Source organism: Paenibacillus sp. N3/727, from assembly GCF_022637315.1.
Lineage (GTDB): Bacteria > Bacillota > Bacilli > Paenibacillales > Paenibacillaceae > Paenibacillus_AQ > Paenibacillus_AQ uliginis.
In genome coordinates this window covers 3,815,941-3,840,075 of sequence record NZ_CP093336.1, presented here as the reverse complement: position 1 = coordinate 3,840,075, position 24,135 = coordinate 3,815,941, and the positions used below count along the sequence as shown (strand labels likewise).

At 42.8% G+C, this 24,135-nt stretch carries 23 protein-coding genes; 18 read left to right on the top strand and 5 right to left on the bottom strand.

The window, feature by feature from the left end; translation table 11 throughout:
- Positions 1-53: 53 nt before the first annotated feature.
- On the bottom strand, positions 54-788 hold the full coding sequence (locus tag MNQ98_RS17510; RefSeq protein ID WP_241929414.1) for a hypothetical protein: 735 nt from the start codon (positions 786-788) through the stop codon (positions 54-56).
- Between the two features lie 235 nt (positions 789-1,023).
- Positions 1,024-2,238: an MFS transporter gene (locus tag MNQ98_RS17505; protein WP_241929413.1), complete on the bottom strand. Its 1,215-nt coding sequence runs from the start codon at positions 2,236-2,238 to the stop codon at positions 1,024-1,026.
- A gap of 183 nt (positions 2,239-2,421) precedes the next feature.
- On the opposite strand from MNQ98_RS17505, the gene MNQ98_RS17500 reads away from it, so the two are divergent.
- From MNQ98_RS17500 to MNQ98_RS17485, 4 genes are all read left to right on the top strand, one after another.
- Positions 2,422-3,033, top strand: a complete 612-nt coding sequence (locus MNQ98_RS17500; RefSeq protein WP_241929412.1) for a TetR/AcrR family transcriptional regulator — start codon at positions 2,422-2,424, stop codon at positions 3,031-3,033.
- A 359-nt stretch (positions 3,034-3,392) separates the two neighbouring features.
- Positions 3,393-5,066 (top strand): ribonuclease J, encoded by a 1,674-nt coding sequence (locus tag MNQ98_RS17495; RefSeq protein ID WP_241929411.1) that lies wholly within the window; start codon positions 3,393-3,395, stop codon positions 5,064-5,066.
- Positions 5,067-5,449: 383 nt separating this feature from the next.
- The gene (locus tag MNQ98_RS17490; protein WP_241929410.1) at positions 5,450-5,806 is read left to right on the top strand and encodes a hypothetical protein; all 357 of its coding nucleotides are present in this window, start codon (positions 5,450-5,452) and stop codon (positions 5,804-5,806) included.
- A 21-nt stretch (positions 5,807-5,827) separates the two neighbouring features.
- Positions 5,828-6,367, top strand: coding sequence for a GrpB family protein (locus MNQ98_RS17485; RefSeq protein WP_241929409.1), 540 nt, complete (start codon positions 5,828-5,830; stop codon positions 6,365-6,367).
- Positions 6,368-6,478: 111 nt separating this feature from the next.
- On the opposite strand, the gene MNQ98_RS17480 is transcribed toward MNQ98_RS17485, so the two are convergent.
- The gene (locus MNQ98_RS17480; protein WP_241929408.1) at positions 6,479-7,150 is read right to left on the bottom strand and encodes a DUF4097 family beta strand repeat-containing protein; all 672 of its coding nucleotides are present in this window, start codon (positions 7,148-7,150) and stop codon (positions 6,479-6,481) included.
- A 219-nt stretch (positions 7,151-7,369) separates the two neighbouring features.
- On the opposite strand from MNQ98_RS17480, the gene MNQ98_RS17475 reads away from it, so the two are divergent.
- Genes MNQ98_RS17475 through MNQ98_RS17465 form a run of 3 tightly spaced genes read left to right on the top strand, consistent with a single transcriptional unit; the run spans position 7,370 to position 9,035 of the window.
- Entirely contained in the window at positions 7,370-7,549 is a 180-nt protein-coding gene (locus MNQ98_RS17475; RefSeq protein WP_241929407.1) for a hypothetical protein, read from the top strand.
- A 53-nt stretch (positions 7,550-7,602) separates the two neighbouring features.
- Positions 7,603-8,382 (top strand): MerR family transcriptional regulator, encoded by a 780-nt coding sequence (locus MNQ98_RS17470; protein ID WP_208919421.1) that lies wholly within the window; start codon positions 7,603-7,605, stop codon positions 8,380-8,382.
- Positions 8,379-9,035: a GAP family protein gene (locus MNQ98_RS17465; protein ID WP_241929406.1), complete on the top strand. Its 657-nt coding sequence runs from the start codon at positions 8,379-8,381 to the stop codon at positions 9,033-9,035. The genes MNQ98_RS17470 and MNQ98_RS17465 overlap by 4 nt, the downstream gene beginning before the upstream one ends.
- A gap of 547 nt (positions 9,036-9,582) precedes the next feature.
- Here the strand turns inward: MNQ98_RS17465 and MNQ98_RS29925 are convergent.
- On the bottom strand, positions 9,583-9,864 hold the full coding sequence (locus tag MNQ98_RS29925) for a stalk domain-containing protein (RefSeq protein WP_481856649.1): 282 nt from the start codon (positions 9,862-9,864) through the stop codon (positions 9,583-9,585).
- 157 nt (positions 9,865-10,021) lie between these two features.
- Between MNQ98_RS29925 and MNQ98_RS17460 the strand changes: the two genes are divergently transcribed.
- The 8 genes from MNQ98_RS17460 (at position 10,022) to MNQ98_RS17425 (ending at position 19,237) form a co-directional block, all read left to right on the top strand.
- Positions 10,022-11,365, top strand: a complete 1,344-nt coding sequence (locus MNQ98_RS17460) for an amino acid permease (RefSeq protein ID WP_241929405.1) — start codon at positions 10,022-10,024, stop codon at positions 11,363-11,365.
- 175 nt (positions 11,366-11,540) lie between these two features.
- Positions 11,541-12,332, top strand: a complete 792-nt coding sequence (locus MNQ98_RS17455) for a hypothetical protein (RefSeq protein ID WP_241929404.1) — start codon at positions 11,541-11,543, stop codon at positions 12,330-12,332.
- A gap of 239 nt (positions 12,333-12,571) precedes the next feature.
- Positions 12,572-13,762, top strand: a complete 1,191-nt coding sequence (locus tag MNQ98_RS17450) for a phosphoenolpyruvate hydrolase family protein (RefSeq protein ID WP_481856648.1) — start codon at positions 12,572-12,574, stop codon at positions 13,760-13,762.
- 143 nt (positions 13,763-13,905) lie between these two features.
- Positions 13,906-15,117, top strand: coding sequence for a Tm-1-like ATP-binding domain-containing protein (locus MNQ98_RS17445; protein WP_241929403.1), 1,212 nt, complete (start codon positions 13,906-13,908; stop codon positions 15,115-15,117).
- 45 nt (positions 15,118-15,162) lie between these two features.
- On the top strand, positions 15,163-15,987 hold the full coding sequence (locus MNQ98_RS17440) for a phosphoenolpyruvate hydrolase family protein (RefSeq protein ID WP_208919426.1): 825 nt from the start codon (positions 15,163-15,165) through the stop codon (positions 15,985-15,987).
- A 140-nt stretch (positions 15,988-16,127) separates the two neighbouring features.
- Complete coding sequence (locus tag MNQ98_RS17435) at positions 16,128-17,405, top strand: hypothetical protein (protein ID WP_241929402.1); 1,278 nt, start codon at positions 16,128-16,130, stop codon at positions 17,403-17,405.
- Between the two features lie 224 nt (positions 17,406-17,629).
- The gene (locus tag MNQ98_RS17430) at positions 17,630-18,589 is read left to right on the top strand and encodes an AAA family ATPase (protein WP_241929401.1); all 960 of its coding nucleotides are present in this window, start codon (positions 17,630-17,632) and stop codon (positions 18,587-18,589) included.
- Positions 18,590-18,601: 12 nt separating this feature from the next.
- Entirely contained in the window at positions 18,602-19,237 is a 636-nt protein-coding gene (locus tag MNQ98_RS17425) for an RNA ligase family protein (RefSeq protein ID WP_241929400.1), read from the top strand.
- A 90-nt stretch (positions 19,238-19,327) separates the two neighbouring features.
- On the opposite strand, the gene MNQ98_RS17420 is transcribed toward MNQ98_RS17425, so the two are convergent.
- Complete coding sequence (locus MNQ98_RS17420; RefSeq protein WP_241929399.1) at positions 19,328-19,762, bottom strand: DUF4259 domain-containing protein; 435 nt, start codon at positions 19,760-19,762, stop codon at positions 19,328-19,330.
- Between the two features lie 369 nt (positions 19,763-20,131).
- Here MNQ98_RS17420 and MNQ98_RS17415 point away from each other — a divergent pair, with 369 nt between their 5' ends.
- The 3 genes from MNQ98_RS17415 to MNQ98_RS17405 all read left to right on the top strand — a co-directional run bounded on the left by MNQ98_RS17415 (position 20,132) and on the right by MNQ98_RS17405 (position 24,062).
- Positions 20,132-21,706: a HEAT repeat domain-containing protein gene (locus tag MNQ98_RS17415; RefSeq protein WP_241929398.1), complete on the top strand. Its 1,575-nt coding sequence runs from the start codon at positions 20,132-20,134 to the stop codon at positions 21,704-21,706.
- A gap of 121 nt (positions 21,707-21,827) precedes the next feature.
- Positions 21,828-23,498, top strand: a complete 1,671-nt coding sequence (locus MNQ98_RS17410) for a DUF6138 family protein (protein ID WP_241929397.1) — start codon at positions 21,828-21,830, stop codon at positions 23,496-23,498.
- A gap of 27 nt (positions 23,499-23,525) precedes the next feature.
- A complete protein-coding gene (locus MNQ98_RS17405; protein WP_241929396.1) occupies positions 23,526-24,062 on the top strand; it encodes an SMI1/KNR4 family protein in 537 nt (178 codons plus the stop codon).
- Positions 24,063-24,135 lie beyond the last annotated feature (73 nt).

The window sequence follows — 24,135 nt, the reverse complement described above, 5'->3', positions numbered from 1 at the left end:
TCGTTCTAACTCTGGCCGCCCCTAAGGGGCGGCTATTATATTCTCTAAAAAACCTATCCGTCATAACCCATCGTTTCAATTTCTTTTCCATTGAATTCGATATCTAGCAGATGATCGGACCAAATATTATCACCACATGTAATTTCCGCAAAAGTATCGCCTGTATTGATTACAGTTACTTGAACACGATAAACTTCTAAAGATTCGTACCATTCATCATCAGCTTCATCTTCAAATTCTTCATTGTAGAATTTCTGTAAAACATCTTTACAGAGACCAAGCCAATCGATGTACTCCGTGAGAGTATTTGTACTGTTTGTTAACTCCACATCATTATGAACTGTAATTCCTAACGATTTCCCGTCAAATGGAGACCCAAAAATCATGATCGATTTATCAATTTCATAGTTTTGCCAATCACTACCTTGTTCATCCTTTTTCTTAATATTTGCCATTGTCAACTTCTCCATTTTTTGTACAGCCTTGTTCTTAACTCTTTTTATAATAAAATGATCTCCATGAGAATCTGCCAGTTTCTTCATTTCAAAAAGCTTACTCTGATCTTTACGATTATTAGAATCGGAAACGGTTAAGAAAATATCATAAGCACTTTTATGGTAACCAAGTAGAGAGAATACATAGGATAAAACAAGTCTGGCTTGTTCTTCCTTAGCAGTCTTTAATGTATTTGAAAACTCATAGAGTTTTTCGATGCTTTGAGGAGATTTGTTACTAGACTTAAAATCCTTTGATAATTCTATGTACTTGTTCAAATATTTATTATCCATGTTATACCTCATTAATATAAAATATCTTCGTAATTCAAATACAGCAATTATACCAGAATGTTCACGCCTTGAAACTTTGTTTCAAGGCGTTTTACATAAATAAAGCAATTTGAAAGGAGCATATTATGTCGTCTTAATTAACAATAGCCGCTGTGCATTTTTAGAGCATTGTATTATATGAGTTACTAGTTAAGGATAGTTTTAATTAATTACGAATAGTACAACTATGGGTCACTTAGCGTCTGATGGATGGAAATCCATGTTCCTTCGCTCGCCAAGCTACAATTAATGCTAAGAGCGAGAGAATAAATAATGCCCATGGAAAGGAGGTGACACCTAAGGTTTCAAGAAGAATGCCTCCTGCTAGACCGCCACCAGCTATAGCCAAGTTCCAGACAGTTACGTTTATAGACTGGGCTACATCTACACCATCTTCTCCAGCAGCTTCAGCAAGTGCGGTTTGCACCAAAGTTGCCGCGCCACCGTACGTTAAGCCCCACACAGCAACGCCCAGGTAGATTACAAGAGAATGGCTGCCAGCGATACCCAGCGTAAGGGAAGTCAAGGTAAAGCCGATGAGACTAATTAGGACTAAAAACCGCAACCATCCGTCAATTAGCACACCAATAATCCAGATACCGGCAAGTGCTGTAATGCCGAAAATGAGCAATACCAGATCAATACGCTGCGTAAGCCCGGCAGGAGCAAGATAAGGTGCAATATAGGTGTAGAGAATGTTATGAGCCAACATCCAGGCCAAGATGACAAAGAGTACGGGGCGTACCCCTGGTGTGGTGAAGACTTTGAGGACAGGGATACGCTTGTGAGCGGCCTGTCCAGGGTAGTCCGGCACTTTCCAGAGCACCCAGGCAATCAGCACGAGGGTCAGCAGAGACATAATTCCGAAAACAGAACGCCAACCCACGAGCGTTCCGAGAAATGTTCCGGCGGGAACGCCGAAAGTCAGAGCGAGTGGTGTGCCAACCATAGCTACTGCCATACTCCGCCCCTTAAGTTCATCAGATACCATACGCCGGGCATAGCCCGCAATCATCCCCCATGAAACACCGGCAGATACACCAGCAAAAAAACGGGCAACCAGCGTTAAGATATAGTTGGAGGAAATGGCTGTGACACTGTTAAAAACAAGAAAGCCACAAATGGCCAGTAGAAGGAGAGGACGCCGACGCCATCCACGGGTAGCAGCCGCCAAAGGAATGGCAGCCACAAGAGAACCGAGAGCATATAAGGTGACGAGTTGTCCGGCTAAAGCTTCCGACACATCGAGCCCTTTGCTTATTTGGGGTAACAAACCTGCAGGAAGAGTTTCTGTAATGATCGAGATAAATCCAGTCATCGCCAAAGCAAGCAATCCAAGCCAGGGGAGACGTTCAGATGATGTGACAGGTGAAACGCTTCTCTCAGATAAAGATGAAGTATTAGACATCATTTCTGCTCCTTAAAGGATATTTTAGAAAGAAATAAATTATATAAGGAAATGTTCACTCCTCCTTCTTTTCCTTACCACACTACTTATGGATCGATTGATCTATATATTAAACGTACGGTTAATCCTTGTCAATGACTTGTGGATCGAATAGTATATAAATATGTTTTGAAAGGAGGAGTTGTTATGGCCAGAACAGGACGTCCCCGCAATTTTGATCGAGATGAAGCTATATCGAAAGCTATGATGTTGTTTTGGGAGCATGGTTTTGAATCTACTTCCTTGGCGCAACTTCGAGTCGTAATGGGGGATATTTCAGCAGCCAGTTTTTATGCAGCCTTCGACTCTAAGGAATCCCTATTCAGAGAAGTGGTAGACCGGTATATTTCTACTTTTGGACAGGCAACAGCAAGTCTTATCGATAGCTCTCTTACGCCAAGAGAAGCCATAGAAAAGGCATTGCGAAGATCAGCCAAAATGCAGACAGAAGAAACTCATCCCTTGGGCTGTTTTTTGGTCCTGTCCGCAAGCACATGTTCTTTTGAGAATGTTCACATCTGTGAAATGCTCGCCAAAGAACGGGAGCTGACACGGAGCCGTCTGTTTGATTGTATTCAGCGTGCAGTTTCTAATGGAGAACTGCCTGCGTCTACGGATATCACCATGCTGACGGCTGTATTTGAAACTTTTCTGCTCGGGATATCGACACAATCCAGGGATGGCATATCTTTTGCGACAATCGATGGGGCTGTTACTCAAGTAATGGGAATCTGGGATACGTTAGCACATTCAGCTTGATCGCTTGGTAGCATCCCCCTTCGATAGAAGAGGTTTATAACATGAGAATAGAAATGGAAAATTGGTTGGTAGAGACTGGTTGGTGCAACCAAGATGAAAGAACTATAAATCTTTGAAACATTAAAATAACAAATTATCGTCAAAGCAAAGAGGACCTATTATTCAATTGTAAATAGAGATGGAAGGGATGTAATCTCTTCTCAATACGGATTGAGGTTAGAGGCCACATGGAATGAATGCTCCATGTGGTTTTTCGTTTTAATGTTGTAGCAACGGTGCATAAGTTTTGCGATGTACTAAATAATAAGAACAGGAAGAAAGAGCGTCGGTTTCCAATTTTACTAGGAGGTCTCATAAACTTGAAGCTCGCTGAAAACAAACTGCTTATTGCTGCCTTAGGCGGTGTGAATGAAATTGGGAAAAACATGTATCTAATCCAGTACGATCAGGATATCGTTGTTATTGACTGCGGGTCAAAATTTCCCGACGAAAGCCTGCCGGGTATCGACCTCATCGTCCCTGATATTACTTATTTACTCGAAAATCGTGATAAAGTCCGAGCGCTAATCGTGACACATGGTCATGAGGACCATATCGGGGGAATTCCATATCTGCTGAAGCAATTGAATGTTCCCGTGTATGGGACTCAGCTCACGATCGGATTGATTAAAATTAAACTTAAGGAGCATGGCCTCCTAAGAGATGCTGAATTGCAAGTTATAAATGCAGATTCAACTGTTCAGGTTGGTGCCATCCAAGCATCTTTTTTTGCTACAAGTCACAGTATCCCCGACTGCGTGGGTATCTTTTTTCAGACACCAGAAGGAAATGTGGTTCACACGGGCGACTTTAAATTTGATATGTCTCCCGTAAGCGGCCCTTATCCCGATCTACACCGAATGGCTGATATCGGCAAACAGGGGGTTAAGGTGCTTCTATCTGAGAGCACAAATGCCGAAAGGCCCGGATTTACTCCTTCAGAACGGTCGGTTGGTGGACATATTCTGGATGCATTCGCGAGGGCTGAACAGCAGGTATTCATAACCACGTTCGCTTCCAACGTAAACCGAGTCCAGCAAATTATCGATGCAGCGGTGGAGACCCATCGTAAGTTGGTTCTGCTTGGTCGGAGTATGGTAAATGTTGTATCGGTGGCAAAAGATCTCGGTTACTTGAAATTACCCGATGATCTTCTGATTGATGCAAAAATGACGGAGCAATACCCGCCGGAGAAAATTGCGATATTATGCACAGGTAGTCAAGGCGAACCAATGGCTGCACTGTCACGATTGGCTAGCTCCAAGCATCCCCATATTGAAATTTTACCCGGTGATACGGTTATCATCGCTGCAGGAGCTATCCCGGGGAATGAACGAAATCTTGCGCATGTTATCGACAACTTATATGTGCTGGGTGCTAATGTGATTTATGGATCAGGTAGTTCAGCAGGTATGCATGTCTCAGGGCATGGTAGCCAGGAAGAACTTAAACTAATGCTGACCTTGATGAAACCTGAATACTTGATTCCCGTACATGGTGAATTTCGGATGCTGTACCAGCACCGCTTGCTGGCAGAATCAGTAGGGATTCCTAATGAGAATGTGTTCATTGTTCGTAATGGTGAGATGATTCAGATCGAAGCTGGAAAAGCCCTCCTTGGACCAAAGATACCGGCTGGTAACAGCCTGGTAGATGGGTTAGGGATAGGTGACATAGGTAATATCGTACTGCGTGACCGGAGACAGCTGTCCTCAGACGGGATGCTAATCATCGTTACAACCTTGAGTAAAAATCAGAGGCAGATGCTTGTGGCACCAGAGGTTATTTCTAGAGGCTTTGTGTATGTGAGAGATTCTGAAGCACTCATGAACGAAATTCATGAGAATGTAAAGTCCATCATGGATAACTTAACGGAATCAGAAATGAGCCAGTGGAACGTAATTAAGCAAACATTAAAGGATAATATCGGCCGGTTAATTTACAGTCAGACAAAGAGAAGACCGATGATTTTACCAATCATCATTGAAATATAACTCACAAGAAGAATACCCAATGGCTCATTGGGTATTCTTTTTGTATATTATTATATAGGATGTGAAAATATTTGAATTGATTCATCCATTCGTTGAATGCTTTGATTAAAGGGGATGAAGTAAATTGAAATACAAAAGATAGAGAGGGTCAGTCGGGTATAATGTTTACTAAAGTAGCGGAGGGGATGGAATCGATCTGAAGAAGCGAAGCGTTCGCCTTTGTCGCCGAATTTCATCCACTTTAAAAGTTGATTCATAAGAATTTGGGGACAACAGCGATCGTAAGAACGATCCATCCATGTAGCGGCTTCATGGCTTAATGCAAGCACTGATTTTGGATTTGAGCCTTTAGAAGAATACATTATGAGATTGAGGAATAGCTAATGTCAAACCTAAATGAAAAACAATCAAAGTTTCTTGAAGAATTAGTCTCAATAAAAGAACATTATGTTGACTTCTCTCTATTGAGCTTAAATAAGGATTTGAAACTAAACTGGAGTAGTTATCCAGAAGAGTATTTAAAATTAGGTGAGCACATAAATACGGTTGAACAGGTAAGAGATTTTCGATTCATACAGAATGAGTTGGTTGACGAGATCATTTATCGAATTTTAGAAGTTGTAGATGGCTACGGTAATTTAGATTTTGAGATCGACTTAATCGATAAAGAAACGAAAGAAACATTAAAGGCAGGTATACAACTACATGATCAATATGCAACAAGGATAAGCGAGAAATAATCCAAATCAAAGGAGGTAAACATGACAGAAGGAAAAAGAATCATTGAGGTTGTACCATATAACCCCGAATGGAAAACCGAATTTGAAAAGATTAAGAAAATGATTTCAGGTTACATTGGTGACTTGATATTAGCTATTGAACATGTTGGAAGCACCTCAGTTGAAGGTTTATCAGCTAAACCGATCATTGATCTTGATGTAGTCATTGAGAGTTATGATGTATTTCCAAGCATTGTTGAACGATTAGAACAGCAAGGATATGAGTATGAGGGGAATTTAGGGACAGAGGGACGAGAAGCATTTCGGAGGCTTTTTAACGATGGATGCATGAAGTATCATCTTTATGTATGTCCTCAAGACGGAAAAGGATATTTAGAACATATTGCATTTCGGGATTATTTACGTGGATATGAATCAGCTCGAAAAGAATATGAATTATTAAAAATAAGGCTTGCTGAGACACACCGTTTCGATATTGATTCATACAGCAATCACAAGACTGAATTTGTAAAAGATATTTTAAAAAAGACCTTATACAATGTCTCTTATAACAACGGGTAAAAGGCGTGAGCGAAAAGGGGAGAATAGCCCCCAATTACATGCCTATAGCAAGTGCTGAGTTTGTTCAATTTCAATGGAGGGAAGCGTAGATCGCTTCTCTCCATTTTGTGTCTATTGTACTGATATTTTTCCCGAACCTGTTTTGAGATTAACCTTATATAATCCACTACCCGATTGACCTTCCGTCTTTTTATTGCTCTGTTGATGATCCTCCAAAGGAATGGAAATTGATCGACTTCCACTGCCTGATTGCAGGAGCCAACTGGCATCCGGATTGTCATCATTTAACGATACCTTCACATTACCGCTTGAAACTGAAACAGAAATATCGCTATGGAATTTCGCGAAATCAAGAGAGATGTTGCCGCTCTTGCCTTTTACTACTAGGTTATGGGTTTGTAACTCACTTCCCGCAACATTACCAGATGAACCATCAATGAGCACCTCTCCTTTATAATCAGACGGAATGCGCACTTTAATCTGAGGCATCTTTCCGATATTTATCATGCGAGTAATATCGTTTTTCAATCGAATTTTGATTTTTTTCTTACTCTTATCCATAACAATCCCCGGCCCATTGTCGTGAAAGAGCAAGGAGACTTCCAGTGAATCAATATCTGCCGACTCCACATTTAATTTGACGCTACCATGATCGATTTGAAGAACATCTACATCTTCTAGGGAGACACTTTGTACATTTTCGGTTGCCTCACCGCTTCCGTTCCCACAAGCGCTTAGTAAAAACATGACGAGAACTAAAAGCATAATAAATCGGAATTTCATTTTAACCACTCCTTTTGTTTGCTAGATCTCATTGTATTAGATGACGTAACGTCACCTTCAAGTGGTTTTTCAAGAAAAACACTTGTAAGTGACGCGACGTCATCTTGTATGATGAAAAAATCCTGCCAATCCCAACGTAAAGTAACGCTTTATTAGCTTTCGACAATGGTATTGGTGATTAGATCTAATTACAGAGAAGGAAAAAGAGGGGGAGTTAAGATGAAGCAAGAAGATATCGTTATTTACGCATGTGTAATTATTGGTGCCGGTATAGGGCTAATGCTTGGCAGTGCATTTCCAGGTGTTCTAGTCGGTTTGGGGATTGGGTATCTAATTAAATTTTCTTTTAAAAAAAGGATTAATGTTGCTTTATTATTTATTTCACGTAAAAAGGCTTGAACATGACGTAACGTCACCTTGTATAGTCGGTTTATACGATAAAAAGAAAGTAGGTGTTTGAATCGATTCCTATTCAAAAAATAACAAAACAGACGGGTATCACCGTTAGAACGCTGCGTTACTATGATCAGATCGGTTTATTGATCCCTTCAGCGAGGACAGAGGGGAAACATCGGATGTATAGCGATCAAGAATTAAAGAAGCTGCAGCAAATTCAATTTTTAAAAAGCTTAGGCTTCAGCCTCCAAGAAATTTCAGACATGCTCAAGAACCGAGAGTGGAATTGGTCAACTAGTTTGAAAAATCAATTAAACTATGTTCTTAATGAACAAAAAAAGTTAGAACAAATAGAGTCTGCTTTGCGAGGGTTGCTTCATAGTATCGCGGTGGAAGGAGAAAAGAGCTGGACAGTTATTCAACAACTTATCCAGCTATCGGGAAGTGATACGGCGTTAAGGCAAGCGTTCCGTAATCAAATGTTTGAAGAGCACGAAAAGGAATTGCTGAGTCTACTTCCTAACATGAATAGAGACGATCCTGACTCTCTGGAATGGATCGCTTTGCTGGGACAGCTCAAAAGACATATGAACGACGGACCGGAATCGCCTGATGTTCAACGAATCGTAGGACGAATGGATGAGAAACGATTGGAGAGTTTTGGGGAAGAAGACGCCTTCGTAGAAAAACTATGGGAGATCAGAAACTCGCCGGATCAGTCTGAGCAAATGGGTTTATACCCAATAGAACAAGAACTTCTTGAACTGATGGACCGAGCATTTGATATATATTTGGCTCGCAAGAAAGAACACCCTGAACAGGAGGAGAGATTTTGACCATAGAACTGCTTCTTTCCGTTGGGGCTTTGTCACTGTTAGATATGCTAAGCCCAGCCACGATAGGAGTAACCGTTTATTTACTACTTGCTGAGAGGGACCGGCTTGTACCACGTTTACTCGTCTACTTGATAACAGTAGCAGGATTTTACTTCTTTGTCGGCGTTTTGCTTATGCTCGGATTAGATGTCGTTTTTGAAACAATGTCCGGTATTTTTCAGAATCGAACGGTAAGCTGGATCATGGCTATAGTTGGTGGAGCCCTATTTATTGCCAGTTTCTATGTCCCTACAAATAAGCCGTCTGAACCACGTCGTCCAAAATCAAAAAGCATCGGTGCGATGATCGGGCTCGGACTTACCACTGCATTGATTGAGGTGGCGATGGCACTGCCTTATTTTGCGGCGATTGGGCTTATGACCACTGCGAAATTGCCAATCGTTCAGTGGGCTCCCATATTGGTTGCATACAATTTCATCATGATTCTACCTCCTTTATTGCTGTTTGGATTTCACCTCGTATTTGGTCGTTTGATGCAAAGACCCTTAGAGAAGCTTAGGGTAAAAATCGCCAAAAGCTCCGGATCGGCGCTTTCCTGGATTATGTGTATTGCCGGACTTATTCTGCTGCTGAACAGCATAGATAATTTGTAATTATTAAGGTTCCAATTCAAAATAAGTTCTTGACTAGCTAATCGCAGCTAAGTCGATAGTAATTAGTACGAGGCAATGCCCTGGCCGGAGCGCATCGAGGACTTACGTTCCGCTATTTGCTATAATCGACGAGTTTTGCAACCTGTGCGGTCTGAGAATCCGTTATGTCCTCAAAACATAGCCGATTCCGCTTAAATAGTCACAAATAACGGCCTTTCAGTCCGGTGCCTCACTCGAATAGACGAATTTGCTCCAAATAACGGAACCTGAGTCCGATCTACGGATCGCTTGTTTATATGAAGCCTCACTTATTTGAAAACCTTTCACGACACAAGTCTCGGGTTGCGTAAAGTACTAATCCATCTCGATGTTAGTCATCTTTGTGTTGAGCTATTAATTAACGAGATTATCAGAAAATCTTTGTTTCTATTTAAGGGACTGTGGTCGACCACCGACATGCACCGCCACATCGCGCGCTAGGAGCTGCGGCGGTGCGATTTACCTGCACAGAAAAGGCACGACCCTAACGGTCGTGCCTTTTCTGCGTTCATATCGGATAATCACGCAGCTTCAATGATACAAAATGCTTCATGCTACTAATACTAGGCTCTGAAAGCTTGCTATTCCATGCAACGTTCAAGCCCATCTGCTTTAGCAGTGAAGCGGGAATCATAATCACGCCGGTTGTTGAGTAGACTGGGCTGGACAAAGTTACAGTTTTCCCATTGATCTCTGTTTCAAGTTGATCAATACGGAAGGAGGCTGAAGCCTCAGTATGTCTAATCGTGTAAAAGGTGTTGGCAATATTGACGCTTGAAAGGGTAATCACAAGAGCTCGAAGCAGGAAGTTTCGTTACTTTCTCAAAAAAGTGATTTGTATTTATTGTCCAAGATTCAGCATATTCACAAATAGGTATTATAGGTTATACTGTAATATGCATTTAAATATACATAGTCATTCATGAATGTACATCAGGAGGATATGAATGGGACAAGCAGAGGGATCATTACAGAAAAAATTAAAACCTAGACATATCAGTTTTATGGCTATGGGTGGTGTAATCGGAACAGGGATTTTTAAAGGTAGTGCTGAAACGATTGGATTGGCTGGACCTGGGGTTATCATGTCCTATATATTTGCAGGGCTGTTGCTTCTGGTTGTAATGGCAGCCATGGCAGAAATGGCGACCGTATATCCAAACCGGAATATGAAGGATTTTGTCCGCGAAGCTTTTGGGGAAAAAGTCTCATTTGTCATGGGTTGGATGTACTGTTTCATGTGGTTGTCTGTGTGTGTTATAGAGGTTATTGCTGCGGGAAGCTTCCTGCAATATTGGTTTACAGAAGTGCCGTTATGGATGCTAAGTCTGGCCTGTGCCGCCTTTATTGTTCTTATCAATTTGTTGAGTGTAGGTACCTTTGGAGAATTTGAATTTTGGTTGGCGGGAATTAAAATTGCTATGATCATCATTTTTATCGTGTTAGGAGCATGTCTGATATTCGGTATTATTCCAAGTAATAATACACCTTACCTGCAAAATTACACGACTGCCGGAGGCTTTTTACCGAATGGCTGGACTTCAGTAATCTCTGCAATGCTCGTCGTGATGTTCTCCTACGGTGGGTCCGAGCTTATCGGATTAACACTGACTGAAACGGAAAATGCTGAACGTATATTACCCAAGGTGGTCGGCAACTTTATCTTACGAATCATTCTGTTTTTCACCTTGCCAATTCTAATTATTTGCGGTTTAATTCCTTGGAATCAGCTGGGGCCTGAGAGCAGTCCGTTCGTACAGGTGCTAACAGCGACCGGACTTTCGGGTGCGGCTCATATTATGAATTTCATCCTAATAACGGCTGTACTATCGGCGGCCAATTCGGGTATTTACGGTGCATCTCGAATGCTTTATTCCATGGCAGCGGCAGGTGAGGCACCCAAGTCTTTGGCTAGAACTAATCGGAAGGGTAGTCCGGTAAATACGCTTTTGCTGTTAGCGGTCATTTTGCTTGCAGGCTCTATGCTGGGGCTATTCGCACAGGATCAGCTTTTCCGTATACTAATGGCTGTTCCGGGATTCGTTGTGATTCTGGTATGGATTTGCATCGCTCTATCCCAACTGAAGCTGCGCAAGCAGTATCCGGTTAAACCAGCCTTCAAAGTATGGGGCTATCCCTATGTGACAGGATTTGTAGTCGTATGTCTCGCAGTTATTGCAACCATGTTCCTCTTTGACAGTCAGAACCGATTCAGCATTGGGACTTGTCTTGGGGTCCTGCTAATCCTCATCATATCGTCTTTTGTCAAATTTCGTTCCAACAGGAATTGAAGTGGGAACAAACGTTCTGAAAAGTGATTGACATCCCATTTGATCCAATATATACTATTATCAAATCGAAAGAAGTGCGGGAGAAGCACCTCGCAGGACAGGCTATGAAGCCTTTCTTGTGGGGTGCTTTTTTGCGCTTCCTTTGAAGATGATATGGATAAGGGAGATGATTGTTTTGTTGCAACGAAGAAGTAAATATTACCGTTTTATAAGTGTTCTAGTAATTCTAACCTTGTGTTTCCTGCTGCTTGTGGCTAGACCGCCCTATGTAGAGGCTTCAAATACTGGGTGGGATGCTGCGTTAACAAGCATTGAGCAGTTGCATGACAGCTTTACCGCATTGGAGTTAGCCAATAAACAGGATAAGCAGCAAATACAGGTGCTGCGCAAGCAAAACAATGACAAGCTTAAAGAAATTAATTCAAAAGTGCAGCTCATTGACAAGGTAAAGCTCGACAAGTTAAAGACAGAAGTAGACCAGACTCAGAAAAAATACGCTCCTTTGCTTGCGGAATACACTGATCTCGGCAAGAAAGCGACAGAAGCGAGGAAACGCAAAGATCGAAAATCTGTTCTTCTGTATGAACTCAAGCGAAACCGTATTAAGGCTTCTGCTAATGCGGCGAGACAGGAGATCAAATTGAAAAAGGATGCTTTAACAGCTGCGAAGAAGCAGGCTGCAGCAAAAGCCAAAATCGTTAAAGATGCTTTAGTGCCGGTGCAAACGCTAAAGAAACAAATTACAGCCGAGAACAAAAAAATAACAGACATAAATAAAAATAAAATTGCAGCGAATAAACGTTATAAAGCGGCTGTCAAGCAGGGAGACGCTGTGAAGGCTGCTGCAGAATTGAAACGGATCGTTGATGATGTTAACCAAATTCATGTTTTACAGAAGAAGATATTTGAATGGGAAAGGAATATTCGGAGTACAATTCATGCTGCAGAGACCAGGCTCTCGAGATAAGTGTCTGCAATGATCCAACCTCTTCTAAAGCTAGTCTTACTAAGAAAAGTAATAGCTTACATAATATCGGTTTAATTAACTATTGATAAGTGTCTTTAACGATGCTCTTACCTAACAATATCCTTTACAACAATAAACACATTAACAGAATCAACAAGTTATCCCTTATAATAATAGGTAATGAACTGCCAGCGTAAAATATAGTATGGCGGTCTAATTGATCGAAGGGGCTCATCAAATTGGCAACAAGCAGAAAGCAAATTATCGAACGGATGCATCAACAAGCTATAGCTGGAGAGCATATCATTGGCGTTGCGGCAGGAGCGGGAATATCAGCCAAGTATGCGGTAAAAGGCGGAGCAGATCTTATATTGGCATTGAATTCGGGACGGTTCAGACAAATGGGGCTGGGCTCCATCGCAGGCTTGATGCCTTATGCGAACTCCAATGAAATGGTAATGGAATATGGCTCGCGTGAGATATTGTCCGTTGTTGGGAATAAACCTGTTGTATTCGGACTTTGCGGAACAGATCCTACCATAGAACTGTCATCGTATTTGGATACGATTCAAAGCAGCGGTTTTTCCGGCATCATCAATTATCCGACGGTTGGCCTGATCGACGGACAGTTTCGTGAAGCATTGGAGGAAGAGGGGATATCTTACCTTCAGGAAGTAGAGGCTGTCCGGCTCGCACATGAAATGGATATGTTTACGATGGCTTTTGTATTTAATGCAGAGCAGGCGGCTTATATGCTGGATGCGGGAGCTAATGTGATCTGCGCCCACTTGGGGGTTACGGCAGGTGGATTGATGGGTACAAAAAAAGTATATTCTTTGGAAAAAGGAGCGGACATCGCGAGACAGATTTTTGCTGTATGTGATACTTCTAATCTGAATCCTATAAAACTCGTATATGGCGGACCTGTCCATACTCCGATTGATGTGCAGTATATGTATGATAATACATCCGCGATGGGATATCTCGGCGGCTCCAGCTTCGAACGGATTCCGACAGAAGAGGCCATCGTAGATACGACACATCGGTTCAAGGTTACTGGTTATTTGGAGCAGGACCAACAGCTGATGGATAAGCTGAACGCTTTAGATGAGCCGTATGATTATGTGACTTTTGTTAAAGAGCATATTGCCCATAACTACATGAATAACATCTCACTGACAGAGCTAGCAGACCAGATTCACGTTTCGCGGACGCATTTAAGCGCGCTTTTCAACAAGGAAGTGGGCTGCACGTTTCCGGAATACTTAGCGAAATACCGTATACATAAAGCGCAAGACGTGATGAAGCATACAAAGCTTTCATTATCAAGGATTGCGGAGCTGGTCGGATATCCTGATTATGTGCATTTCAGTAAAACGTTTAAAAAATACGCCGGTGTTACCCCGCAAAACTTCCGTAAACAAACATAAGACAAATATACATAAAAATCATACAACCATACGATTACTTTGACTTGAAAGCGCTGTATTATTGGGTTGTAAAGGTTCACGGCGGTGGTCCGGCAGGGCTAGCGGCGGATCCTGATAGCATGTTTAACGAAGGAGGTTATTCAGTGAAAACGATAGCCATTGCAGGAACATTTGATTCAAAAGGTGCAGAGTTTTTATATGTGAAATCGGTCATTGAAAGTCTCGGTTTAAACGCATTTACAATACACAGTGGTGTGTTTGAACCCATGTTTACACCTGATGTATCCAACACCGAAGTTGCAGAGGCTGCGGGTATCGATATTCATGAAATAGCTGCCAGAAAGGACCGGGCTGCCGGGACAGAAGCTTTGGCAAAAGGAATGGAAATAATCATTCCGAAGCTGTATGCGGAAGGGAAATTTGACGGTATTCTATCCTTCGGAGGAACAGGGGGAACGTCCATTGTCACCGCTGGCATGCGAGGTTTGCCGATCGGAGTTCCCAAATTGATGGTATCTACCGTGGCTTCTGGCAATACAGAACCCTATGTAGGAACTAGTGACATTATCATGTTTCCGTCCATCGTTGACGTATCCGGGCTAAACTCGTTTTCCACCAAAATATTTACCAACGCAGTACATGCCATGGCGGGTATGGTGCAGTTTGAATCGACACCGCCTCAGGATAAAAAACCGCTGATCGCAGCTACCATGTTTGGCGTCACCACACCATGTGTTAATTATGCGAGAGAATATCTAGAGGATCAGGGCTACGAGGTGCTGGTGTTCCATGCAACTGGCACGGGCGGAAAAACGATGGAAAGCCTGATTGAAGGCGGCTTTATCGACGGGGTGCTGGATCTCACGACAACTGAATGGTGCGACGAGCTTGTCGGGGGTGTGTTGGCTGCCGGACCTCATCGACTTGAGGCAGCCGGACGCTGTAAGGTACCGCAGGTCGTATCGACTGGTGCACTGGATATGGTCAACTTCGGTCCCTACGATTCAGTACCGACAGCTTTCAAGGACCGCAATTTGTATAAGCACAACCCGTCGGTAACCTTGATGCGGACAACGGTTGAGGAGAACCGTCAACTTGGCGAAATTATTGCGGATAAATTGAATCAGGCAAAAGGTCCAACGGCGTTAATGCTTCCTTTGCAAGGTGTCTCATTGCTCGATGTAGAAGGAGAGCAGTTTAGGGGTACCGAAGAGGATGAAATGCTGTTTAATACACTAAGACAAAATATTGACCGTCAGTCAGTTGAACTGATTGAAGTAGACACAGATATTAATGATCAGACTTTTGCCATCGCAGCTGCCAAGAAATTGGTGGAAATGATGAAGCAACATTAACCGCTGAATAAGTGAACTAAATGACCCCAAGGAGGCAATCATACAATGAAGACTAGAACAGAGATTTTGGCCCAATTAAAAGCAGAGGTAGCGGCCGGAAATGTACTTTTGGGTGCAGGTGCGGGAACCGGGATATCGGCCAAAAGCGCCGAAGCGGGCGGAGTTGACCTGATCATTATTTATAACTCGGGACGTTACCGGATGGCTGGCCGCGGCTCACTCGCCGGACTCATGGCGTACGGGGATGCCAACCAAATTGTAGTGGATATGGGGAATGAGGTACTTCCTGTTGTAAAGGAGACACCGGTATTGGCAGGAGTCTGCGGTACTGATCCGTTCCGGATCATGGATATTTTCTTAAAACAGCTTAAAGAGCAGGGATTCGCTGGTGTTCAGAACTTCCCAACAGTCGGACTGATCGATGGCGTGTTCCGCGCAAATCTTGAAGAGACAGGGATGGGTTATGATCTGGAAGTAGACATGATCCGAAAAGCCCACGAGCTGGATCTGCTGACAACACCTTATGTGTTTGATGTGGATCAAGCGAAAAAGATGGCCGAAGCCGGAGCAGATGTCCTGGTCGCTCATATGGGACTGACTACAAAAGGAACGATTGGCGCTAAAACTGCGCTGACACTCGATGACTGTGTGGACAAAATCCAGGCGATTTGTGACGCAGGCAAAGCAATCAATCCGGATATCATGATCCTGTGCCATGGCGGTCCGATTGCTGAACCCCAAGATGCTGAGTATGTGTTGTCAAAAACCAAGGGAGTTGAAGGATTTTTCGGAGCATCCAGTATTGAACGCTTTGCAACTGAAGTCGGTATCAAACAGCAAACGGAAGCTTTTAAAAATATATTGAAATAGGATTGCACTGAGAATCCTGAAACGATAGCATGCCATAGCTGTAGTTCCACCTGGAGACTTGGATTTGTCGAAGGGGGAGCCAGCTATGGCTTTTTGCGTTATATTAATCATAGGCATTTTTTTCAAGGGGAAAGAAGGGGATGATCAGCATGAACGGCGAGGTGTATCAACTCATTCAATTGACTGCTATGGGTAATGGTTATATCCTGAGCGGGGCAAAGCCTGAAGACAATGTTCATCCGGATCAAGAACATTATGAAGTGATTTTTGCAAGCAGCCAAGGGAAATGGACATGGTCAGCATGGCTGGATTATTTACTAACGTTAGGATGCCAGGGACTTTCACTGGTGACCAGCCAAAGTTCGGGAGAGACCTGGAAAAGTAGTGGTTTTGTAGGTGGGGGGCAACCTACAGGTATTGCAGCGCTTGGAATACCAAACGAACCTGTCTGGATGCCGTCCTGGGATGTGGTGAGTAAGCCTCAGCAAACAACAAAATGGAGAATTACATATACAGAACACATTGACCCTGCCGGGATTAACAGAGAATTTAGTACGGTTCCTTTAAGTCATTATGCAGCAGAATTAAGAGGAATACTGAAGCGGATTGGACAACTAGCGGTCGATATTGATGAAGAGTTCTGGAACAAAGATTTTTTTAAACCGGCTATTGAAAGACTTGAAGGTGTTGTAACTAGTATGCCGATGGAACTTCCTGATATATATTCGGACGAGGCTCAAAAGCTATTGAATGCTGTATATAAAGCTTGGGTATTCGGGGGAATGGGGTCGTGGAATGACAGTCCACCTTATTCCGCCCACCTGCATCAACTGGAAAAAGAGTACAATGACTGCACGGGGGCTTTATATCATACATTGCTTCAATGTTCTCATGCGGTGGCCAATTCGGTATTGCATCTGCAACAAACACAGCATCTAAACATAAGCAAAACGGAGCTTGCGAGCTTAAAGCATAATTTGACGGAGCAATCGCTGTCTTTTACCGTTCACTTTGAAATTCAAGAATGGAATTATCCAGCTGGAGAAGCCGGAGCTTACTTTCTCAAGCTGCCGAGGACAGAAGTCCGATCCGATTTGGAGGGACTTGCATTATTACTACTAAGATTGGAATTCCTTGAGCAGGAGTGGAGCTGGGATGAGAAGGAAGTAAGAGAAGTTGGTCTTAAAGAATTGCGTACGGCACTAACTTATCTTTTGGATAACGGAGAATGTACACCACTTTTCTGGAAGGAGATATTACATAAAGCTGAGCTTTATACGGAAGGTCACTTCAATCTGAAAAATGAAATTACTTTCAGGTCAAGCAATGTGATGCTTTATGATGAATGGAATCTGTTGCAATTTTTTGGTGTCCATGATAAGCATTATTATTTGTACCTCTGGTATACGACAGCCTAAGGTTTTGAGATTTTATCGTGACAAGGGAATTTACATTGGAGAGATAGAAAGCCATGATTATGCGAATGTCGCAATAATGAACAAGAAGGAGATACATAATAAAAGTTCTGTTTTAAAATTGGACAGTTCTCAATCTGTTGAAGAATTGTATTCTCAAATTTTAAGAGTAATGTACCAGGTAACATTTTTATGTATAGTAGAAAGAGTGAAAGGAGGTGATCAATATGAGAACTGTACACATGCTGGTCGGTATTCCGGGCAGCGGCAAAAGCCATTATGCAAAAGAATTGTGCAAACGACAAAGGGCTGCACACGTTGCAACCGATTCAATTCGAAACAGGTTATTCGGAAGCGAATCTAAGCAAAAAAATACGTATGCGGTATTTGACGAAGCTTTTGCGGAAATCGATCATGCTTTGCAAACGGGCCGGAATGTCGTGTTTGACGCTACAAATGTCAGCCGCGACCGGAGGTTTAAATTTTTGAAGAGATTCAAGGATGTTCCTGTCGAATGCCATGTATGTATTACTCCTTACGAGATCGTAAGAGAACGAATACAAGCGAGAAAAAGGCGGATTGACGATAAGATATTAACCAAGTATGCCAAAAACTTCGAGTTTCCTGTCATTGGAGAAGGCTTTCATGCCATGCATATCGTCCATACACCAGTCGAAGTCATGATTGATAGGACAGAGCTTGAAAAACATCTTGCTGGCAATTCGGATCATGATGAGCTGTTAGATTATTTGTCCAAATCCCCATACTTCCGAGTCATGCTGGGATATGATCAGGAGAATCCCCATCATTCAAAAACCTTGTCAGAGCATACCTTTGCGGTTCTGGAATACATCAACGTCTGTTACGAAGGTGAAGATTTGCTTGCGATGCAGTTAGCAGCCTTGTTTCACGATGCGGGTAAACCGTTTTGCAAGGTATGGAAGCAGAGCCGGGGATATTATTCGTATTTTGGACACGAGCACGTATCCGCTGCAATAGCCTGTCATGTCCTTAAAGAGCTTGGTTATGACCAAGATTTTATCTTGAAGGTTGTGAATATAGTAAGTTTCCACATGGAGATTTTACACGGAGGGGACGCGGGAGCGTCTAAAATTTATCATTTGCTCGGAGAGGATCTACTAGCCCAAATGTACTTCTTCGCTGAAGCAGATACTTTTGCAAAATAAAGAGGTGATGACATGAAAGTGAAATATCCAAAAACGATGCATCTGCCATGGTCGAGGGGATATACGGATGATGACAAAATCTTGCGGAATACCGATCATTTTGCAGGAAAAGAGGTGGTCATAACGGAAAAAATGGACGGGGAAAATACGACGATGTACTCTGATTTCATTCACGCAAGGTCCCTTGACAGCAAGGACCATCCCTCCCGGCATTATGTCAAGACGCTGCATGGTAGTATACAGCATCTGATACCGGAAGGATATCGGTTGTGTGGGGAAAATGTTTATGCCAAACATTCACTGATGTATACAACTTTGCCCAGCTATTTTATGCTGTTTTCCGTTTGGAATGAACATAATGTTTGCTTGACGTGGGATGAAACAGTAGAATGGGCGTCCCGCCTTGGATTCGCGATGGTCCCTGTATTGTACCGAGGGATTTGGAACGAAGAAGCCGCCCAAAAATGTTATACGAAGCAATCCTGCTGTGGCGGAGAGCAAGAAGGCTATGTGGTGAGACTGGCATCTGCATTTGCATATGAAGAGTTCAAGCATTGTGCGGCCAAATTTGTCCGTAAAAATCATGTGCAAACCGATGAGCATTGGTTAAGTAAACCGATCGAGCCCAATAGAGTAGCCCGTTGTTAATTTAAATAAACAGGAGAGGACTGAGTATCATGTAATCCCGAATAATGAAACCAATATAGAATGACAACTGTTTGTTATTTTATGAAAAAATTAAGCGCCAACACTCAATTGCTCTAGCTGATGGAGTATGGCTTGCCCCGTTTGCTTCCACTTTGCAAAATCCTCAGGATCAGCTTCCGCCCAAAGTTCGTACACTTCTGACCGGTCGCTATTGTCCATGTTTAAGGCAATTTGGATTAATCCGATGACTTTTTGAAGCAACTCCAATGTGATCTGTGATTTCACGGCAGTCAGATCGATTTTTTCTGAAAGCCGCTGAACTGGATGCACACCATATGCTTCGAGAATCAATTCTCCCGCTGCGAGAATACAGCTTCCTTCATCGACTTCCATATATTCTTCTTCAGACCATGTAGTTTTCACATATTCTATCTGGTTAACGATAGCAGAGTAGTCACGTTCCACGATGATTAAAAAATCACCCGCACCATCATTATCAAATACACCTGTTTCCCATGCTCCCATATGTAACAACCTCCTTCAGAATCAGTGTAACGACAATGGAAAAGGAATTGAATAGGAAAAACATACTATAAAATTAGGACGAAAGAGGTTTTCAGACGAATATATCATGATCACAATTGATAATTGTTGCCATAAAGCTTTATAATTTATTCAGTAATCAGGCTCTTGGACCCCTTCCTTCTGATTCATCTTATCAATGGACAATAGGGATTCCAATCTCCTGATTTTTTTAGTTTTTTAGTTTAATTACAGATAATGAGTGAAACGTCGTAAAGGTCATCGGTTAACAACTTATTGTCACATTCGACGGTACGACGCTATCAGAAAGTCCGCGTAAAAGTAGTCCTCTAGGTGAAAGGAGTAGATCTCATGAGGAAGCTGTCACCTTACCTTGGCTCCTTAATTGAAGTTCTGGATACGCCAAATAGAATTAACGTGCTTGATCAAATAGGACAGTCCGGTGAATACTATGCCATTCCACATATACTACCTTTGATGGATAGTGAAGATGGCAAGATAGTGGGTTCTGCCGAAATGGCGGTTTCTAAGCTGCTTGATTCCTGCCCTGCACTTGAACTGGCTTGGCTAAATGAGCATATTCGAGCCTGGCATCCATCTCCGATGGAGTGGAAAAGATTAACAAATCGTTTGGTGGAAGCCATGGACCAAGCTAGCTTTACTCGACTGTCTATGAGCAGCATGCATTGGAGCGGATACGTCCGTGAGGCGGCTGTTAAAAGATTAGCAGAGGAGGATAACGGTAGGGCTTTTCCGTTTCTGCTCCTGCGAATGAACGATTGGGTACCGGAGATCCGAAATATCGCTAGGGAATATCTGGAACAAAGGCGCACTTCCAATAATGCACAGCACTGGATTCAAAACATATCACTTGTTGATCGGCTTCTAACATGCGGCCGAGATTCTTTTGAGCCGTTTGTGAAGTCGATTCATCAGCTTCTGCGGGGGAGTGAATGTACGGAGGCACTGACCGAAGCACTTACTTCGCAGGATAACAAAATTCGCAGGTTTGCAAATCGGGCATCTGTTGAAGCCGAGGGCGCTGATGCTGCAGCTGTTATCGAACAGGCGCTCATGGATTGTGATACAGAAATACGCCGCTGGGCATCGCAAAAGGTAGAAGCATGTCTTGAAAATGAAAGCCTGTATAAGATGCTGCTGCTAATGAAAAATGATCCAGTACCTTCCATCCGAAGGGAAAGCCTGGCTTTACTCGCGGTCTATTTCCCCGATGCTGCCAAGGAAATATTAATAGACGGGCTTCTGGATTACAATATGACGGTTAGAGAGACGGCACGACGGTATTTGAACCGCCTTCAACCGATGGATTATTCCGAGTATTATCTGGACGTCCTCTGGAATGGGCAGGAGCAGTACCTTGCAGCGGCGATCGCAGGTTTGGGAGAAACAGGTCAGGATTTTGAGAACGAAGTGCTGTTTGAATATTCAGACCATCCGAGTGTCTCCGTACGGAAGGCTGTTCTGCGTGGTCTTGCTAAGTTAAACCCTGAACCGTATGCATCACTATTTACTGACTCGCTCCAAAGCGAGCAGCCTGGTATTTCACGTGAAGCTTCTCGTGCACTCCGACGATATCCATACTTGGTCAACCCGGATGAACTGGCCTCAATAATGTCCCGGGAGCAGCCGGATCATGTGATGCGGAATGCTCTGCGCCTGTTGCCTGCTTTTGATAGATGGAAACAGCTCGAGATTTTGCTAGATCTACTGACATATACGAGAGAAGATAGGTTTAAAGCTAAAATACGGGAGCAGCTTGTAACTTGGGCGGAGTCTTCAAACCGCAAATTTACAGGTCGACCTAGGGAAAATGACATTACACGTATACATAATAAACTGGATTACAGCAGGTCTGAAATGGAAGATGTCGTTCTTGCAAAGATAGAATGGTTTATAAACACATGAAATACATAAAAGAAATCTAGGGGCAACAGCGATCGTAAGAATAATCCGCATTCGTAGTGATGCCCAGGCCAAAAACTTAATTCAATTTATTAACTGATTTTATGATTAGGAGGACAACTCATTGAACCAGGCTGCAGAAGCATTTTTGAACGATATATGGAGTCATATTACAGCTATTTACGATAAAGAGAGTCAGAGAATTAGTGAGTTTAAAGACCGAAGTCGGCTTCAGGCGGGAGTATATGACTACCTGAGAGTGGCTTGGAGAAAAGGGAAATTCAACTGGGCCCAGGGCAAAATCCATATCGACATTTATGAACCATTCTCCTGGAGCGATAGCTCTTATAAATTCGAAGCGGGTACTTACATAGTAGAATTGACGGATGAAATTTTAATTCATGATTTTTTCCCAGCTCTGTGTGACCGGATGGATAAACTATTCCAATCGGACGATTATGGCCCCAACTTTTTTGATTACCGGTTTGAAATCGTGTTTGAGTTCGAGTGGGAGCAGTCTAAACTGTACCACTCCCAATCCCAATGTTTATTAAACGAAGAAAAACTCCAGGGTCTCAAACAGACGCTGGATATCTTTATTGACACAAAAATCTTGTCGGAGCTTCCAGTACTTCCGAAAGAAAATGACGGGTCTTTCTTCGCTCGTCATCTAATGAATCCCGATCTAATGGAACAGAGACAGGAAGTAATCGAACCGCTGATCCGGCGTCTTAGTGACAAGCTCCGCCCAAATAGAGAACGAAGTGATAAGTGGACATACCAGTATACTTCGGCTTTCAAGAACTGGGCGGAGGAGCGGTTTTTAGATCAATATTTTGACCGATCCGGAAATTTCGGTTTGGATTGGGTTCTGAAAAATGAGACGGAGCGTAATGAACTAAATGTTCAGGAGCTGGACTTCTTCATTTATGCGGCCTTGCAGATCGGACCTAAGGAACCAGACATCCGAGAGAAGTACTTGAAACTCGCCGTTGAGCTCGGATCGAAGCAAGCAGCGAATTATTTGAAACAAGGAAGCGGTCTCTTTGAAAGTGTGTATAATAGCAATCTGATTCAAGGAAAAGCCAATGATATTATACAAACTATAGAAATTCGTATTGTATCTGAAGAAGAAGCCGCCTACCGTGAAGCGCTGGACTTTATCAGCAATCTTCTGCGGCAAGGTTTTCCGAAAGGGTACAACCTTAAGCTAAAGAGTAAAGAAAAGCACTACTTACCGTTAAAAGAGCTGGCGAAGTCAGGACATCATCGGTTTTTTGCTAATGCAGTGCGTTATCCAGCGTTATTCCCTCAACTTGCAGCATATGCGGAGCTTGCTATGGAGGAATTCGCCTGGTACCAGGATGTGGAGCCTAGTGAGAAATCTGTCATGCCCGGAACCTATGCGGTATTCGGTCTCGGCTTGTACAGTGACGCCTATTTTCCGTTAGTTCAGCGTTATATGGAATTGGTTGATGAGGAGCATCAGTCTGCACAAGACCGCTATGCTGAAGCTTTTATCGAAGCTCATGGCGTTACAGCAGAGCATATGCCTGTATTAGTCTCTATTTTACTTGGTGGTAACCAATCGGCGAAACCTGTAAAAAACATAGCAATTGATACTCCTGAACTTGGAGATGCACTTATTCGGGAGCTTGAGACAATAGAAGATTATGAACGTGAAGTTGTAATATACCGCATTTTCGGAAGCAACAAAAAGCTGGCGCAGGCCGCAAAAAAGGAGTCATCACCTTTAAAGGAACAGCTTGATCAATTGTTGGAGTTGTTAGGGTAAGGCAGCCCAATTTGGAGGTTAATCATCATGTGGACTATTCGTTTTGAACATGAATTTATCAAATATCCAGGTGTGACAGAAGAACAAATCACCTGTTTTCTGACTACGTGGAACAAAGACCTATCGGAGCAGGAGATCAACGAAATAAAGAAGCGGCAGGTTAACCCTTTTCCGAAATCGTCTCCATATTATGATCAATACAAACCGTTTGATCCTACAGGCTGGAAGCTGCCGCAAAGAGCTTTTCCTGACAGCTATATCGATTTTATGAAATATTCCAATGGTGGAGAATTCCAAAATGGAGAGCGTTGTTTTCAATTTTTTGATACGGAGATTTTCCGGGAAATGAACTTCGCTTATGAAATGCCAGAGTATATGCCTTTTGCTGTATCATTTGCGATGGATGGCAGCGGGAATCACTATTTATTTGATATGAGAGAGGCAGCAAGAAACAACGAATATCCTATTCTGATTGCTCACTCCGGCAACTTGGGATATGAAGACTGTACCCTAGCTGCTAGTTCTTTTATGGAGCTGTGCACGGAGAGATGGGAGCTTTGGTAGATAGCAAATGGAATCTAGCACAATATTAAACGGATTTCTTTAAATAGTAGGTGCTTCCTTACACTTTAAATAG

Bases quoted from the DNA above. Each gene is read 5' to 3' on its own strand.
- MNQ98_RS17510 (WP_241929414.1), bottom strand. From the start codon at position 788: ATGGATAATAAATATTTGAACAAGTACATAGAATTATCAAAGGATTTT.
- MNQ98_RS17505 (WP_241929413.1), bottom strand. From the start codon at position 2,238: ATGATGTCTAATACTTCATCTTTATCTGAGAGAAGCGTTTCACCTGTC.
- MNQ98_RS17500 (WP_241929412.1), top strand. From the start codon at position 2,422: ATGGCCAGAACAGGACGTCCCCGCAATTTTGATCGAGATGAAGCTATA.
- MNQ98_RS17490 (WP_241929410.1), top strand. From the start codon at position 5,450: ATGTCAAACCTAAATGAAAAACAATCAAAGTTTCTTGAAGAATTAGTC.
- MNQ98_RS17485 (WP_241929409.1), top strand. From the start codon at position 5,828: ATGACAGAAGGAAAAAGAATCATTGAGGTTGTACCATATAACCCCGAA.
- MNQ98_RS17480 (WP_241929408.1), bottom strand. From the start codon at position 7,150: ATGAAATTCCGATTTATTATGCTTTTAGTTCTCGTCATGTTTTTACTA.
- MNQ98_RS17475 (WP_241929407.1), top strand. From the start codon at position 7,370: ATGAAGCAAGAAGATATCGTTATTTACGCATGTGTAATTATTGGTGCC.
- MNQ98_RS17460 (WP_241929405.1), top strand. From the start codon at position 10,022: ATGGGACAAGCAGAGGGATCATTACAGAAAAAATTAAAACCTAGACAT.
- MNQ98_RS17440 (WP_208919426.1), top strand. From the start codon at position 15,163: ATGAAGACTAGAACAGAGATTTTGGCCCAATTAAAAGCAGAGGTAGCG.
- MNQ98_RS17435 (WP_241929402.1), top strand. From the start codon at position 16,128: ATGATCAGCATGAACGGCGAGGTGTATCAACTCATTCAATTGACTGCT.
- MNQ98_RS17430 (WP_241929401.1), top strand. From the start codon at position 17,630: ATGAGAACTGTACACATGCTGGTCGGTATTCCGGGCAGCGGCAAAAGC.
- MNQ98_RS17425 (WP_241929400.1), top strand. From the start codon at position 18,602: ATGAAAGTGAAATATCCAAAAACGATGCATCTGCCATGGTCGAGGGGA.
- MNQ98_RS17420 (WP_241929399.1), bottom strand. From the start codon at position 19,762: ATGGGAGCATGGGAAACAGGTGTATTTGATAATGATGGTGCGGGTGAT.
- MNQ98_RS17415 (WP_241929398.1), top strand. From the start codon at position 20,132: ATGAGGAAGCTGTCACCTTACCTTGGCTCCTTAATTGAAGTTCTGGAT.
- MNQ98_RS17405 (WP_241929396.1), top strand. From the start codon at position 23,526: ATGTGGACTATTCGTTTTGAACATGAATTTATCAAATATCCAGGTGTG.